Source organism: Sphingopyxis selenitireducens, assembly GCF_051550705.1.
Lineage (GTDB): Bacteria > Pseudomonadota > Alphaproteobacteria > Sphingomonadales > Sphingomonadaceae > Sphingopyxis.
The window spans coordinates 1,115,804-1,131,171 of the sequence record NZ_JBPULG010000001.1 but is presented as its reverse complement, the minus strand read 5'-3'; the positions used below and the strand labels follow the sequence as shown (position 1 = coordinate 1,131,171).

At 65.5% G+C, this 15,368-nt stretch carries 13 protein-coding genes; 7 read left to right on the top strand and 6 right to left on the bottom strand.

The genetic code is table 11. From position 1 onward, the window contains the following. Window positions 1-4: 4 nt before the first annotated feature. The 6 genes from ACSYDV_RS05185 to ACSYDV_RS05160 form a co-directional block, all read right to left on the bottom strand. A complete protein-coding gene (locus ACSYDV_RS05185; protein WP_438322664.1) occupies window positions 5-1,567 on the bottom strand; it encodes a Y-family DNA polymerase in 1,563 nt (520 codons plus the stop codon). Then, window positions 1,458-2,258: an ImuA family protein gene (locus ACSYDV_RS05180; protein WP_438322663.1), complete on the bottom strand. Its 801-nt coding sequence runs from the start codon at window positions 2,256-2,258 to the stop codon at window positions 1,458-1,460. Before ACSYDV_RS05180 ends, ACSYDV_RS05185 begins: the two co-directional genes overlap by 110 nt. A gap of 104 nt (window positions 2,259-2,362) precedes the next feature. Next, window positions 2,363-3,760: an efflux transporter outer membrane subunit gene (locus ACSYDV_RS05175; RefSeq protein WP_438322662.1), complete on the bottom strand. Its 1,398-nt coding sequence runs from the start codon at window positions 3,758-3,760 to the stop codon at window positions 2,363-2,365. Further along, window positions 3,757-6,963 carry an efflux RND transporter permease subunit gene (locus ACSYDV_RS05170; protein WP_438322661.1) on the bottom strand — a complete coding sequence of 1,069 codons (3,207 nt, stop codon included), beginning with the start codon at window positions 6,961-6,963 and terminating at the stop codon, window positions 3,757-3,759. The genes ACSYDV_RS05175 and ACSYDV_RS05170 overlap by 4 nt, the downstream gene beginning before the upstream one ends. Before the next feature lie 6 nt (window positions 6,964-6,969). Beyond that, the gene (locus ACSYDV_RS05165) at window positions 6,970-8,148 is read right to left on the bottom strand and encodes an efflux RND transporter periplasmic adaptor subunit (protein ID WP_438322660.1); all 1,179 of its coding nucleotides are present in this window, start codon (window positions 8,146-8,148) and stop codon (window positions 6,970-6,972) included. 257 nt (window positions 8,149-8,405) lie between these two features. After that, window positions 8,406-9,293 carry a LysR family transcriptional regulator gene (locus ACSYDV_RS05160; RefSeq protein WP_438322850.1) on the bottom strand — a complete coding sequence of 296 codons (888 nt, stop codon included), beginning with the start codon at window positions 9,291-9,293 and terminating at the stop codon, window positions 8,406-8,408. 99 nt (window positions 9,294-9,392) lie between these two features. Between ACSYDV_RS05160 and ACSYDV_RS05155 the strand changes: the two genes are divergently transcribed. From ACSYDV_RS05155 to ACSYDV_RS05125, 7 genes are all read left to right on the top strand, one after another. Beyond that, window positions 9,393-10,886: a CoA-acylating methylmalonate-semialdehyde dehydrogenase gene (locus ACSYDV_RS05155; protein WP_438322659.1), complete on the top strand. Its 1,494-nt coding sequence runs from the start codon at window positions 9,393-9,395 to the stop codon at window positions 10,884-10,886. An 89-nt stretch (window positions 10,887-10,975) separates the two neighbouring features. Further along, complete coding sequence (locus ACSYDV_RS05150) at window positions 10,976-11,506, top strand: hypothetical protein (RefSeq protein WP_438322658.1); 531 nt, start codon at window positions 10,976-10,978, stop codon at window positions 11,504-11,506. Between the two features lie 25 nt (window positions 11,507-11,531). Next, window positions 11,532-11,837: an I78 family peptidase inhibitor gene (locus ACSYDV_RS05145; RefSeq protein ID WP_438322657.1), complete on the top strand. Its 306-nt coding sequence runs from the start codon at window positions 11,532-11,534 to the stop codon at window positions 11,835-11,837. Further along, window positions 11,830-12,225 (top strand): RidA family protein, encoded by a 396-nt coding sequence (locus ACSYDV_RS05140; protein ID WP_438322656.1) that lies wholly within the window; start codon window positions 11,830-11,832, stop codon window positions 12,223-12,225. The genes ACSYDV_RS05145 and ACSYDV_RS05140 overlap by 8 nt, the downstream gene beginning before the upstream one ends. Window positions 12,226-12,227: 2 nt before the next feature. Beyond that, entirely contained in the window at window positions 12,228-13,373 is a 1,146-nt protein-coding gene (locus tag ACSYDV_RS05135) for an acyl-CoA dehydrogenase family protein (RefSeq protein ID WP_438322655.1), read from the top strand. After that, the gene (locus ACSYDV_RS05130; RefSeq protein ID WP_438322654.1) at window positions 13,370-14,416 is read left to right on the top strand and encodes an enoyl-CoA hydratase/isomerase family protein; all 1,047 of its coding nucleotides are present in this window, start codon (window positions 13,370-13,372) and stop codon (window positions 14,414-14,416) included. The genes ACSYDV_RS05135 and ACSYDV_RS05130 overlap by 4 nt, the downstream gene beginning before the upstream one ends. Window positions 14,417-14,512: 96 nt before the next feature. After that, the gene (locus ACSYDV_RS05125) at window positions 14,513-15,295 is read left to right on the top strand and encodes an enoyl-CoA hydratase-related protein (RefSeq protein ID WP_438322653.1); all 783 of its coding nucleotides are present in this window, start codon (window positions 14,513-14,515) and stop codon (window positions 15,293-15,295) included. The last annotated feature ends 73 nt before the right edge of the window (window positions 15,296-15,368 follow it).

Here is a 15,368-nt window from a genome sequence, read left to right as displayed (position 1 = left end):
TCGCTCACGCGAAAACCCCGTGAATATACCAGCGCGGATCTGGCTTTTCGTCATAGAGGCCGTGGCGGAAGAGCCAGAAACGGCGGCCCTGTGCATCTTCGACCCGGTAATAGTCGCGCGTCAGCCCGCCATTGTCGCGGCGGCGCCACCATTCGGCGGCGATGCGTTCGGGGCCTTCGTAGCGCCGCACCGCATGGGCCTGCCGGCGCCAGCGGAACTGGTGCGGCGGGCCGTCGGGCACCTCGGCGATCACCTCGATCGGTTGCGGCGGGTCGAAGAGGTGGAAGGGCCGCGTCGGCGGCTCGCCCGGTTCGAGCGCCTGCCAGGGCAGTGGCTCGGGCGCGTCGATTGCGGGCAGTTCGAGCTGCGCCTGCTCGGGGATATGCGTATCGGCGGGACGCAGCCGCCGTACCCGTCCGCGCCCGAGCCGCGTCGCCAGCCGGTCGGCCAGTTCGTCCATCGCCGCCCCCTCGTTCGAAGCGCGTGCCGCGCCGCCCTCGAGCTTGAGCTGGCTCGCACCGAGCGCCTCCAGCCGCGGCACAGCGAGGTGGATCATGTCGAAACCAAAGCCGGGGTCGAGCGGGTCCGCCAGGCTGTCCATGCGTTCCGCGAACAGGCGCATCACCAGCCCCGTGTCGCGCGTCGGATGGCCGGTTTCGATCGCGATACCGCGCGCGAGGCCGTCGCTGCGAAAGAAAGTCGCGCGAAAGTGGCGCCCGCCCTTGCCGCGTTCGGACAAATCCTCGATCGCTTCGCCCACGAGCTCGGCCAGCACTTTGGTTGCGTGTGCGGTGCTGCCGAGCGGCTCGGCGAAGCGGCGTTCGGTGACGACGGGTTGCAGGGCGATCCGCGGGGCGAGCGGGCTCGGCGCATCGCCGAGCAGGCGGCGCATCGCCATTGCGGCATCGGCGCCGAAGCGTGCGGCGATATTCGCCATCGGACGGCTCGCGAGATCGCCGATCGTCTTGAGCCCGGCGCGGACGAGGGCGGTCGTCGCTTCGGCCTCGAGTTCGAGCGCGGCAACCGGCAAACGGCGGATCGCCTGCTCTTCGTCGGGGGCGGGGCGTGTCTGGTAGCGCGCCAGCGCGCGTGCGGCGTCGGCGGTGGGACCGAGCGCGTGGCGCAAGGTCATGCCCAGCCGCGCAAAGCGTCTCTCGACATCGGCGACCAGCCCGGCTTCGCCGCCGTACAGATGTTCGGCGCCCGCGATATCGAGGATCAGCCCGTCGGGTGCGTCGAGCGCGACAAGCGGAGAGTAGCGCGCGCAGCCCTGTGCAAGTCGATCGAGCCAGTCCTGATCGAGCACGGGATCATGTGGAATGACGATGAGTTCACCCACCTGCGCGCGCGCATCGGCAAGCGGCATGCCGATGCGTAGCCCCACGGTCTCCGCCTGCGCATCGAGGCTCGCGATCCGCATCGCACCGCGCTGTTTCTCCGCAAAGACGAGCGGAGCGTCAGGCGGCCGCGGCGCCGTGCGAAGCCATCGCTCGGCGGGCAGGAGGGGAAAGAAGAGCGCCAGATAGCGCCGCTTCGCCGGCATTGGGCCCGAAAGCTTTTTCGTCATGGTTCCAGTCCAGTCGCCAGCGGGGGGGCGCAGAGCCGCCGCGCCAGCGCAGCAATTCAAGGTCGAAGGCGGGCGCGCCGGGGGCGTTGGCTTCGAGGGCGTGCGAGGCGGCGGCGGCGACGCTCCAGCGCGTCTCGGCGACGCTCGGTGCCGGGGCGGCGCCCAGTCGGAGCATCAGCAGCGTGGTGCCCGCATCGCGCGCGCCGAGGGCAAGGCGGCGCCCCGCAGTGAGGTCCAGCAGCGGGAATTTGCCCCAGCTTTCGACGATCACCGCCGCCGATCCGGCGCAACGGACCGCATCATTGGCACAGGCGAGCAGCATTTTGGGATCGGCCGCCTCGACGAGCAGTAGCCGGTCGGGGTCGCCGCCAAGCTCGGCGATGCCGGGGGCATAGATATGGCCGCACCGCTTGCCCGCATCGCTCGTGCGCAGCCAGATCAGCGGTGCCTTCCCCGGCATGCGCAACGCGATCAGCGCGGCAAAGGCGGCGGCACTGGTGGCGTCGATTGCGTCGGCGGCGAAAAATTCATGGGTGCGCCCGGTCATCAGTCCACCGCCGAGGGCCGCGTCGAAGCGCGCATGTCCGCTCGCCAGCCAGCCCTCTGCCCGGCGGCTTTCGAAACCGCCATCGGCGGCCAGCCGGGCGATGCGTTTGCGCAGCCCGGCGAGTATGGGAGACGACTCGCGCATCATTTGTTCCTGATGTGTTCTATTAGCGCGCGAGCGGGGGCGGTTGTCAAGGAGAGTCGGTTTCCACTTTCGTCATGCCGGATCAGGTCCGTCATGCGAAGATATTATGGAGTAGGCTGACTTCCTGCGCTGCTGTCGCCGCCCAGCGCGCGGAACAGCGCGATTCGCGTGTTGACGAGCAACAGCTGCGTTCCGATCTCGCTCCGCCGCGCCGAATAGAGGCTGCGCTGGGCGTCGAGGCTCGACAAAAAGCTGTCGACGCCGCCCTTGTAGCGCGCGTCGGTGAGCATCGCGGTGTCGGCAGCGGCCTCGCTGTTCGCCGCCGCGGCGCGGGTCCGTTCGGATATCGTGCCCTGCACGGCAAGTGCGTCGGCGACCTCACGGAAAGCGGTCTGGATCGCGCCTTCATAGCCCGCAAGCGCGGCGTCGCGCTGCGCTTCACTGACTGCGACTCCGGCGCGGCGGCCGCCAGCGTCAAAGAGGGTGGCGGTTGCGTCGCCGCCCGCAGACCAGTTGAACGCTCCGCCGTCGAACAGCCCGCCGAGCGCGTCGCTGGCGAAACCGAGCAGGCCGGTCAGCGAAATCGACGGAAACAGCCGCGCGCGCGCGACGCCGATATTCGCATTGGCCGCGCGGAGCCCATATTCGGCTTCGATGACATCGGGGCGGCGGAGCAATATGTCGGAGCTGACCCCCGCTGGAAGCGAGACGATCGTCGGCGTCACTTCGGCGAGCCCGGCGGGAAGAAGCGCCCGATCGACGTCACCGCCGACGAGCAGGCGGATGAGATTTTCATCCTGTGCGAGTGCGCTTGTCTGCTGGGCGATCGCATCCTCGGCGGTTGCCAGAATCTGTTCGGCCTGACGCAGATCGGTGCGCGGTGCGACTCCGCCGTCGAGCCGGGCGCGGGTCAGGCGAACATTTTCGCGGGCGTTGGTCGCGGTCTGCTGCGCGATGGCGAGCAGGTCGCGGTCGGCGCCATAGCTGGCCCATGCCTGCGCGAGGTCGGCGATCAGTCCGATCCGTACCGTGCGCGAGGCGGCCTCTGTGCCAAGCGCGCGATTGCGGTCGGCCTCGGTCGCGTTGGCGAGCTTGCCGAACAGGTCGAGTTCGAAGGCGGTGACGCCGCCGCGCAGCGAAAAATCGCCGCTGCCGCTGTTCGCGCCCGCGCTTTCACCATAGCCCGCGCCCGCGCTGACGCCGACAAGGGGAAATTGTCCCGATCGCGTGACGCGCACCTGCGCGCGCGCGGCGGCAACATTGGCAAAGGCGATACGCAGATCGCGATTGTTCGTGAGCGCCTGTTCGGTCAGCGATTGCAGGCGCGGATCGGTGAACACCTGCTTATAGGACAGGATCGGCAGCGCCGCCTCGCTTTGCAGCAGCCCGGCATCTCCGACCGGCCAGCTTTGCGGGACGGGCGGCGTCGGCAGCATTGTCTTCGGCGCGAGTGAACAGCCAGCGAGGGCGAGCGTGCTCGCGAGCATGAGGGTGCGGATCATGCCGGTATCTCCGCCGGGTCTGTGTCTCCGCCCTTGGCCTTGCCGAACCGGGCGCGCACGGCGGCGATTCCGTCGCGTACCCCGCGGCGGACGAGCACGAAGAACAGCGGAATGAAGAAGATGGCAAGGAAGGCGGCGGTCAGCATGCCCCCGATGACCGACGTGCCGATCGCGACGCGGCTGTTCGCGCCAGCGCCGGTCGCGATGGCGAGCGGCAGCACGCCGAAGATGAAGGCAAAGCTGGTCATCAGGATCGGGCGCAGGCGGATGCGCGCGGCGGCAATCGCCGCATCGATCACGCGCTTGCCCTTGCGTTCCTCCTGTTCGGCGAATTCGATCATCAGGATCGCATTTTTCGCCGCGAGCCCCATCGTCGTCAGCAGGCCGATCTGCAGATAGACGTCATTCTCCAGCCCGCGCAGCGTCACCGCAAACACCGCGCCGATCAGGCCGAGCGGGATGATCAGAATCACCGCGAGCGGGATCGTCCAGCTTTCGTACAAGGCCGCAAGGCAGAGGAAGACGACAAGCAACGACAGCGCATAGAGCAAGGGCGCCTGCCCCGACGACAGCCGCTCCTGATAGGAGGAGCCCGACCAGGCGACGCTGGTGCCCGGAATTTGGGCCGCCATCGCCTCCATCACGTTCATCGCCTCGCCCGAACTGGTACCGGCGGCGGGCTGGCCCGAGATTTCGAACGTCGGGACGCCCTGAAAGCGCGAGGTGCTGCTGGGGGTCGTCGCCCAACTGGTACGCGCGAAGGCCGAGAAAGGCGACATCTCGCCGCCGCTCGAACGGACATACCATTGGCCAAGATCTTCGGGCTTGGCGCGATAGGGGGCATCGCCCTGGACATAGACGCGCTTGACCCGGCCCTTGTCGATGAAATCATTGACGTAGCGGCCACCCCAAGCGGCCGAGAGGGTCGAATTCACATCGGCATTGTTGATGCCATAAGCGGTCAGCCGCTGGGTATCGACATCGACCTTCAATGTCGCGACGTCGGGAAGATCGCCAAGGCGCACCGATGTCAGCCGGGGGTTGGCGTTGGCCATCGCGAGCAGCCGGTCGCGTGCTGCGGCGAATTCCTCGCGGCTCATGCCGCTGCGATTCTGCAACTGCATCGTAAAGCCCGAACTGTCGCCAAGCCCGCGGACAGCGCCGGGAACCAGCGCAAAGACCTGGGCGTCGCGAATACCGCTGAACGCCTTGCGCGCGCGATCGACGATCGCATCTGCGGTATTTTCCTTGCCCGGCCGATCGTCCCAATGGGTAAGGTTGACGAAGCCTTGTCCCGTATTCTGCCCCGCGGCCCCGCCGCCACCGCCGCCCGCGATCAGGAACAGCGCCTGCGTATTGGCCTTTTCATGGGTCAGGAAATAATTTTCGATGGTGTCGCGGACCTCCAGCGTGCGCGCCTGGGTGGCGCCGGCGGGCAGGCGGAACTGAACCTGGACGCGTCCCTGATCCTCGCCGGGCAGGAAGCCGCTGGGCAGGCGCAGGAACAGGACGGCAAGGAGGACGAGGATGACGGCATAGATGCCGAGGAACATCCATTTGCGCTCGACGACCGCGGTGACGCTGCCGACATAGCGGTTCACCATGCCGTCGAAGCGGGTGTTGAAACCGTTTTTCGCTCGTTCGAGCATGGCGCGCGCACCCGCGAAGCGGCCGCCCTCGGGCGGCGTTTCGCCATGCGTCCGGGGCTTGAGCAGGCTGGACGTCAGCGCCGGGCTGAGGATCAGCGCAACGAGCACCGACAGCGCCATCGCCGAGACGATGGTGATCGAGAACTGGCGATAGATGACGCCGGTCGATCCGCCGAAAAAGGCCATCGGCATGAACACCGCCGAGAGGACGAGGGCGATCGCGATCAGCGCGACCTGCAACTCCTTCATCGACTGGATCGTCGCCTCGCGCGCCGACATGCCCGGATTTTCTTCCATCAAACGCTCGACATTTTCGACGACGACGATCGCATCGTCGACGAGCAGGCCGATCGCGAGCGTCAGTCCGAACAGGGTCAGCGTATTGATGCTGAACCCCAGCAGATAGAAGATGGCGAAGGTGCCGAGCAGCACGACGGGCACCGCGATCGCGGGGATCAGCACCGCGCGCCAGCTTTGCAGGAAGACGAACATCACCAGGATGACCAGCAAAATGGCCTCGAACAGCGATTTTTGCACCTCGCTGACCGACAGCTTGATGAAGGCGGTCGAATCATTGGCGTAGCTGTAGGTAAGCCCGTCGGGGAAGTCGGCGGCGAGTTCCTCCATCCGCGCCTTCACCCGGTCGGCGGTTTCGAGCGCGTCGGACCCCGGTGACAGCGAGATCGACATGCCTGCGCCCGGGTGACCGTTGATGCGACTGACGACGGCATAGCTTTCGGCGCCGATCTCGACCCGCGCGATATCCTTGATCCGCACGCTGGACCCGTCGGGCAGCGTCTTGAGGATGATATTCTCGAATTCCTCGACGGTCTGCATCCGCGACTGCGCGGTGACCGTCGCGTTGAGCATCTGCCCCTGCGGCGACGGCAGGCCGCCAACGTCGCCCGCCGCGACTTCGCTGTTCTGTGCGGTGATCGCCGAAATCACGTCGCTCGGCATCAGCGACATGGCGGCCAGGCGCTGCGGATTGAGCCAGATGCGCATCGCGTGCGGCGCGCCGAATATATTGACCTCGCCGACGCCCTCGACGCGCGATAGCGGATCCTGGATGTTCGACGCCATATAGTCGGACACATCCTGATTCACCCGCGTGTTGGTTGAATCATAGACGCCGACCATCAGCAGCGTGTCCGAATTGGATTTGGTGACGCGCACGCCCTGCTGCTGCACCTGTTGCGGCAGGCGCGAGATTGCCGCCTGGATCTTGTTCTGGACCTGGACCTGCGCGATGTCGGGATCGGTGCCCTTTTCGAAGATCGCGGTGATATTTGCCTGTCCGCGCGAACTCGACTGCGAACTGAAATAAAGCAGGCCGTCGATCCCGGTCAGCTGCTGTTCGAGCACCTGCGTGACGCTATTCTCGATCGTCTCGGCTGACGCGCCGGGATAGCTGGCACGAACATTGACCTGCGCCGGGGCGATGTCGGGATATTGTTCGATCGGCAAGGAAAAGAGGGCGCCTACGCCCCCCAGCATGACGATGATCGCCAGCACCCAGGCGAAGATCGGCCGCTCGATGAAAAGACGTGACATTGTCCGTTATTTATCCTGCGCCGCTTGGCCGGCCGGCGGCCCCACTTGCTGCGCGCTCGACGCCGGAACCGGGCGGATCGGCGCGCCCTGTTTCAGATTGCCGAGGCCTTGGGTGATCACCCGGTCGCCGGCTTTCAGCCCGTCGGTCACAACCCAGTTGGGGCCGATCGTCCGCGCCGCGGTGACTTTACGACGGGCCGCCTTATTGTCCTTACCCGCCAGATAGACGAAGGCCGACCCGTCGAAATCGCGCTGTACCGCCGCCTGCGGGATCAGGATCGCGGCGGGATTGACCGCTTGGTCGAACAAGGCGGTCACGAACATGCCGGGCAACAACAAGCCTTGCGGATTGGGAAAGCGGGCGCGCAGCGTCACGGTGCCGGTGGCCTCGTTGACCGTGATTTCGGAAAACTGGACGCTACCGGAAAAGCCATAGCTGCTGCCATCTTCCAGCCGCAGGCGCACCGATGTGCTGCCCGCTGCGGTGCCGCCGCTGGCGATCGCCTGACGCAGCGCGGTCAGTTCGGCGCTCGATTGCTGCATATCGACATACATCGGGTCGGTCTGCTGGATCACCGCGAGCGGGGTCGCCTGACTGGCGCTGACCAGCGCGCCGGGGGTGGCGAGCGATCGGCCGATGCGCCCGCTGATCGGTGCGGAGAGAGTGGTGTAGCGCAGATTGATGCGCGCGGTTTCGAGCGCCGCGGCATTTTGCGCGACGGCGGCGCGGGCGACCCGCGCCTGTGCCAGCGCATCGGTATAATCCTGCTCGGCGATCGCCTGCATCTTGGCAAGCGGTTCGAAACGGCGGGCTTTTTCCTCGGCCGCCTGCGCGCTCGCACGCGCGCTGGCGAGGTTCGCCGATGCCTGATCGACCGCCGCCTGATAGAGGCTGGCGTCGATCTGGTACAGCGGCTGGCCCGCGCGGACGAGGCCGCCTTCGGTGAACAGGCGGCGGCGGATCAGGCCGCTGACCTGCGGCCGGATTTCGCTAGTTTCAAAGGCAACAGTGCGCGCCCCCAATTCGGTGGTGACCGGCACCGCCCCGACTTGTGCGACGACATAGCCGACCTGCGGCGCCCCGCGATCGTGGCCACCCTGCTCATCCTTGTTCGCGCACGCGCTCAAAGCCAGCGTCACAGCGCACACGGCTCCGGTCAGCCACAGCGACCTTTTTTCCAGCATAATCGATTATTCTCATGTCCGTCCGCCGGGGGATGGGCGGAATGGGGCCTATTCAACCGATAGACCTCCCGCATGCAAGTCCAATGCACCGCTTGCGACAAATTACGACAATTTTGCTCGTCACGAGCCGTTGCACAGAATCGATACCGGTTACTATCGGCATTCGCCGAAGAAGCTGCAAAAGATTATCGGGTAAAGGGCATGTAAAGTGGGCTGTTACCGCGTGACCGGCGGCTTAATGGCAATAACGGCAGGGGCTAGGCGGGAACGAATAGCCCCCGGCTCTCCCGTACTTCGGCATCGAGCCAGTCGATGAAGGCGCGGATGCGCGGTTGCGGCGCGACGTCGCGGTGGAGGGCGAGCCAGAAGCTGCGGCCGATCGTCTGGTCGGGGCGTACCCGCACCAGCGCCGGATCGCCCGCGGCAAGGAAGCAGGGCAGGACACCGACCCCCGCGCCGCCCGCGATCATCCGCCGCTGCGCGAGGATGCTCGACGACCGGACTCCGGCGCGCAGCCCGGGTTCGATCTCGCCCAGATAGTCGAGTTCGGGTGCGTAGAGAATGTCGGGGACATAGCCGATCACCGGAATTCCCGCGCGCGACAAAGGCGCCTCGGCCACCGCCGCCTGCCAGTCGGGCCGGTCGGCGGGCGCATAGAGCCCTAGGCTGTAATCAGACAATTTGCGCGTGATCAGCGGCCCCCTGCGCGGCCGCGCGAGCAGTACGGCCATATCGGCCTCGCGCCGCGACGGGTTCAGAAAACCGCTCGATGCGACCAGATCGATCTCCAGCTCCGGATGTGCGGCGGTGAAGCCGCCCAGTCGCGGTGCGATAAAGCTGCCGCCAAAACCTTCGGAGACGCTGACGCGTAGCTGCCCCGACAATGCCGACCCGCCCTCGCGCGCCGAATGAATGCGCGCTGCCGCCGCCGCCATCGCTTCGGCATGCGGGACGAGCGCGCGGCCCGCTGCCGTCAGAACAAATCCACCCGGGGCACGTTCGAACAAAGTCTGTTCGAGCGCCGTCTCGAGCGCGCTCACCTGCCGGCTCACCGTCGTCGCATCGACGTGCAGCGCCTGCCCTGCGCGCGCGAGCGTGCCGTGACGCGCGACCATCAGGAAATATTGCAGCTTGTCCCAATCCATGTGCTGCAATTATGCAGTATCGTCCTGCAAGTCTATCCCTTGCAATCGGACCCGGCTTGGTCTCAACCGGCGGCAATTCAGTTACGGGAGACTCGACGCATGCGACAGATTGATCATCACATCGTTGGCGGTGCCAGCGGCAATGGCCGCCTCGGCGACATACTCGACCCGAACAATGGCGGCGTTCAGGCGCAGGTCGCACTCGGCGATCGTGCTTTGCTCGACCGCGCGGTCGCGGCGGCGAAGGCGGCGCAGCCCGCATGGGCAGCGACAAACCCGCAGCGCCGTTCGCGCGTGATGTTCGAATATAAGCGTCTCGTCGAAGCCAATATGAACCAGCTCGCCGAAATGCTCTCGGCCGAACATGGCAAGGTGATTGCCGATTCCAAGGGCGACATCCAGCGCGGGCTCGAAGTCATCGAATTCTGCTGCGGTATGCCGCATGTGCTGAAGGGCGAATATACGCAGGGCGCGGGTCCGGGCATCGACGTCTATTCGATGCGTCAGCCGATCGGCATCGGCGCCGGCATCACCCCGTTCAACTTTCCCGCGATGATCCCGTTGTGGATGGGCGGCGTTGCGACCGCGGTCGGCAACGCCTTCATCCTGAAGCCCAGCGAGCGCGATCCCAGCGTGCCGGTGCGCCTCGGCGAACTCTTCCTCGAAGCCGGAATGCCCGAGGGGATTTTTCAGGTCGTCCATGGCGACAAGGAAATGGTCGACGCGATCCTCGACCATCCCGATATCGGCGCGGTCAGCTTCGTCGGCTCGTCGGATATCGCCCATTATGTCTACAATCGCGGCGTCGCCAACGGCAAGCGCGTGCAGGCGATGGGCGGCGCGAAGAACCACGGCATCGTCATGCCCGACGCCGATCTCGATCAGGTCGTCAATGATTTGACCGGTGCGGCCTTCGGCTCGGCGGGCGAACGCTGCATGGCGCTGCCTGTTGTCGTTCCCGTCGGCGAGGACACCGCCAACCGTCTGCGCGCCAAGCTGATCCCCGCGATCGAGGCGCTGCGTGTCGGCGTGTCGACCGATGCCGAGGCGCATTACGGCCCGGTGGTGACGCAGGCGCATAAGGAAAAGGTCGAAGGCTGGATCGCGAAATGCGCCGATGAAGGCGCCGAGTTGGTCGTCGATGGCCGCGGCTTCACCTTGCAGGGCCATGAAAAGGGCTTCTTCGTCGGCCCGACGCTGTTCGATCATGTCACGCCTGACATGGAAAGCTACAAGGAAGAAATCTTCGGCCCCGTGCTGCAGATCGTCCGTGCCGCCGATTTCGAAACCGCGCTCGAACTGCCCAGCAAGCATCAGTACGGCAATGGCGTCGCCATCTTCACGCGCAATGGTCACGCCGCACGCGAATTTGCCGCGCGGGTCAATGTCGGCATGGTCGGCATCAACGTCCCGATCCCGGTTCCCGTCGCCTATCACACCTTCGGCGGCTGGAAGCGTTCGGCGTTCGGCGACACCAACCAGCACGGCATGGAAGGCGTGAAGTTCTGGACCAAGGTCAAGACCGTCACCGCGCGCTGGCCCGACGGTTCGCTCGATGGCGGCAACGCCTTCGTCATCCCGACGATGGGCTGACGGCGCGAACCCATGAAACCCGGCTCGGCCATCGGGCATTCTTCTTCTGACGGCGCCGACATGTGGTCGGCGCCGCGAGGAGAGTGACGATGACGCACCGGGTCTTTCTTGCCGCGACGCTTTTGCTCGCCGCGTGCAGCGGCGGCAAGGACGAGGAGTCCGGCCCCGAAGCCAGCGCCGCGATCGGCCCGCTGCAAAAGGCGGAGCGCCCCGCGCCTGCCGAAACGCCCGCGGCTGCGGTCGATGTCGACCTGCCCGAAGAGGCGTCTGCGAAACCCGAAGCCGCAACCAAGGACGCGGGCAAGGCGATCCCGCCCGCGATCCGTGGCCGCTGGGCGCTCAAGGCGGCCGACTGCACCGCGAAAAAGGGCGCCGACCTCACCGCGCTGACCATCGATGCCACCAACCTGCGCTTTTACGAATCGCATGGCGCGCTTTCACGCGTCCGCGAAAGCGACGCGAACAGCATCGTCGCAGACTATAAATTCAGCGGAGAGGGCGTCGAATGGGATCGCCGGATGCAGCTCGATCTGGCCGACGGGGGCAAAACGCTCGTCCGGCGCGACACCGACGAGGGTGCCGCCGCAGGCGCGATGCGCTATACGCGCTGCGCCGGATGACGGCTTTTTGAAAGGGAGACTCACGATGGACATTCGCCTGCTCGCAATTGCCGCCATTCTGCCGCTCGCCGCCTGCACGCAGGAACGGACACCCGTCGAATCGATCCCGACTCCGCCCGAAGCCGAAATGACGTGCCAGGCCGATGCGGCGCAATCCTATGTCGGCCAGACTGCAACCCCCGACCTTGGCGGCGCGATCCTGAAAGCCGCGGGCGCTCGCACGCTGCGCTGGGGGCCGCCGCGTTCGGCGATGACGATGGACTATCGCATCGACCGCGTGAACGTCATGTACGACGACGCGTACAAGATCACGCAGGTCACCTGTGGCTGATCCGACGCGGCGTAACCACTCTTCGGCGTCCCCGTTCGAACCCGTTTACGGCTACAGCCGGGCGGTTCGGGTGGGGAACCGCATCGACGTTGCGGGCTGCGCGCCGATCGAGGCCGACGGCACCTCGACCCCCGGCGATGCCGGGGCACAGGCCGCGCGCTGTCTGACGATCATCGGCGAGGCGCTTGAGGCGCTCGGCGGCAGCTACGCCGATGTCGTGCGCACGCGCATGTACATCACCGACGCCGCCGACGCCGATCTTGTCGGCCATGCGCATGGCGCCGTGTTCAAGGATATCCGCCCGGCCGCGACGATGCTCGTCATCCCCGCGCTCATCCGCCCCGAGTGGAAAGTCGAAATCGAAGCCGAAGCCATTATCGAGAAGTGACAATGACCGACCAGTTCCAGCTTACCGACGACCAGCTCGCCATTCAGGATATGGCGCGCAAATTCACCGCTGATCGCATCACGCCCTTTGCGGCGGAATGGGACGAGAAACATCACTACCCCGTCGACGTGTGGAAAGCGGCGGGCGAACTCGGTTTCGGCGCGATTTATGTGGCCGAAGAATCGGGCGGCATCGGGCTCGGCCGGCTCGACGCGGCGCTGATCATGGAGGCGATGGCCTATGGCTGCCCCGCGACCAGCGCCTATGTTTCGATCCACAATATGGCGACGTGGATGATCGACCGCTTCGGCGGGGCGGAGATCAAGACGCGCTTCCTGCCCGATCTGGTCAGCATGGAAAAGATCGCGAGCTATTGCCTGACCGAGCCGGGTTCGGGGTCCGACGCTGCGGCGCTCAAGGCGACGGCGAAAAAGGACGGCGACCATTATGTGCTGAACGGCACCAAGCAGTTCATCTCGGGCGCGGGCTATAACGATATTTATGTCTGCATGGTCCGCACCAGCGAGGAAAAGTCGAAGGGGATCAGCTGCCTCGTCGTCGAAAAGGACACACCGGGTCTCAGCTTTGGCGCCCCCGAGAAGAAGCTCGGCTGGAATGCCTCGCCGACCGCACAGGTGATCTTCGAGGATTGCCGCGTGCCGGTGGAGAATCTGGTCGGCGCCGAGGGCGACGGCTTCCGCTTCGCAATGGCGGGGCTCGACGGCGGTCGCCTCAACATCGGCGCCTGCTCCTTGGGCGGCGCCCAGCGCTGCCTCGACGAAGCGATCGCCTACACCAAGGATCGCCAGCAATTTGGGTCCCCGATCGCCGATTTTCAGAACACCCAGTTCATGCTCGCGGACATGGCGACCGACCTCGAGGCATCGCGCGCGCTGCTTTATATGGCGGCGGCAAAGGTCACCGCGAACGCCCCCGACAAGTCGCGCTTCTCGGCGATGGCAAAGCGGCTTGCGACCGATAATGGCAGCAAGATCGTCAATGACGCGCTGCAATTATTCGGTGGCTATGGCTATTTGAAGGATTATCCGATCGAGCGTTTCTGGCGCGACCTGCGCGTCCACTCGATCCTCGAAGGCACCAATCAGGTGATGCGGATGATTGTCGGAAGGGACCTGCTGCGCCAATGACCGAAGATGTAATTCTGGCGAATGATGGCCGTGTCGGCCGGATCTCGCTCAACCGCCCCAAGGCGATCCATGCGCTCAACCTCGCCATGTGCGAGGCAATGACCGACGCGCTTGTGACGTGGCAGGGCGATGATGCGGTTGAGGCCGTCATCATCGACCATAGCGAAGGCCGCGGCTTTTGCGCCGGCGGTGACATCCGCATGCTGGCGGAGAGCGGCGCGAAGGACGGCAAGGAGGCGCGCGCCTTCTTCCACACCGAATATCGCCTCAACCATGTGCTCTTCACTTATGCCAAACCCGTGGTTGCGTTCATGGACGGCATCACTATGGGCGGCGGGGTCGGCATTTCGCAGCCGGCGAAATATCGCGTCGCGACCGAACATACGCGCTTCGCGATGCCCGAAACCGGAATCGGCTTGTTCCCCGACGTCGGCGGCGGCTGGTATCTGCCGCGCCTCGAAGGCCGTGTCGGCGCTTTTCTCGCGCTCACCGGCGCGCGGCTCGACGGCGCCGAATGCCTCGCGCTCGGCCTCGCGACCCATTACCTCCCGTCCGAAAAGCTTGCCGAGGCGAAAGAACGCATCGCGGCGCACCCGGACCGCATCGGCGGCATATTGGGCGAACTGTCTGTGACGGCGCCGCCCGCTGCGATCACCCAGCATCTTGATCGCATCAACCGCCTGTTCGCGAGCGATACTTATGAGGATATCCTTGCCGCGCTCGAAGCCGACGGCGGAGAATGGGCGATGAAGGAACTGGCGACGCTCAACGGCAAAAGCCCGCAAACATGCAAGGTCGCGCTCCGCCAGCTGAAGGAAGGCGGCGCGATGCACGACTTTGCCGCCCAGATGACGCAGGAATATGCGATCGGCAGCCGCGTCGTCGCGATGCACGATTTCATCGAAGGCGTTCGCGCGCTGATCGTCGACAAGGACAATCAGCCCAAATGGGACCCGCCGACCGCCGAGGCTGTCACCGAGGACTGGATCGATGCGATCTTCGCACCGCTCCCCGAAAACGAGAAATGGACCCCGCTACCATAAGCTCGTCACCCCGGACCCGATCCGGGGTCCCTTCGGGCCTCGCTGGAATGGATGCCGGATCAAGTCCGGCATGACGATTATCTGGAGATCAAAAGAATGACCTACGAAACCCTTCTCGTCGAAACGCGCGGCGCCGTCACGCTGGTGACGCTCAACCGCCCGCAGGCGCTGAACGCGCTGAACAGCCAGGTGCTGGGCGACCTGATCGCTGCCTTCGCCGCCTTCGAAGCCGACGCCAGCCAGCGCTGCGCGGTCCTCACCGGTTCGGGCGACAAGGCCTTCGCCGCAGGTGCCGACATCAAGGAAATGGCCGACAAGCCGGCATCCGATTTCTACCTTGAAGATTTCTTCTCGAAATGGACGAGCGACTTCGTAAAGAAGGTTCGCAAGCCGTGGATCGCGGCGGTGAACGGCTTTTCGCTTGGCGGCGGCTGCGAGCTTGCGATGATGGCCGACTTCATCATCGCGTCGGACAAGGCGAAATTCGGCCAGCCTGAAATCAAGCTCGGCGTCGCGCCCGGCATGGGTGGGTCGCAGCGGCTGACGCGTGCGATCGGCAAGGCGAAGGCGATGGAAATGTGCCTCACCGGCCGGATGATGGACGCCGCCGAAGCCGAACGCTCGGGCCTCGTCGCGCGCGTCGTCGAGCATGCCACGCTGGTCGACGAAGCGGTGAAGACTGCGACGGTGATCGCCGCCATGCCGCCGATGGCCGCGATGGTGAACAAGGATATGGTCAACGCAGCCTTCGAAACCACCCTCGACCAGGGCCTCGTCTACGAACGCCGCCTGTTTCAGATCCTCGCCGCGACCGAGGACAAGGCCGAAGGCATGGCGGCCTTTATCGAGAAGCGCGAAGGTGTGTGGAAGGGGCGGTGAGCCCAGTCCCCCTCCCGCTTGCGGGAGGGGTTAGGGGAAGGCGTGTTGCCTTTCCACCAGTTCAATATTCGGG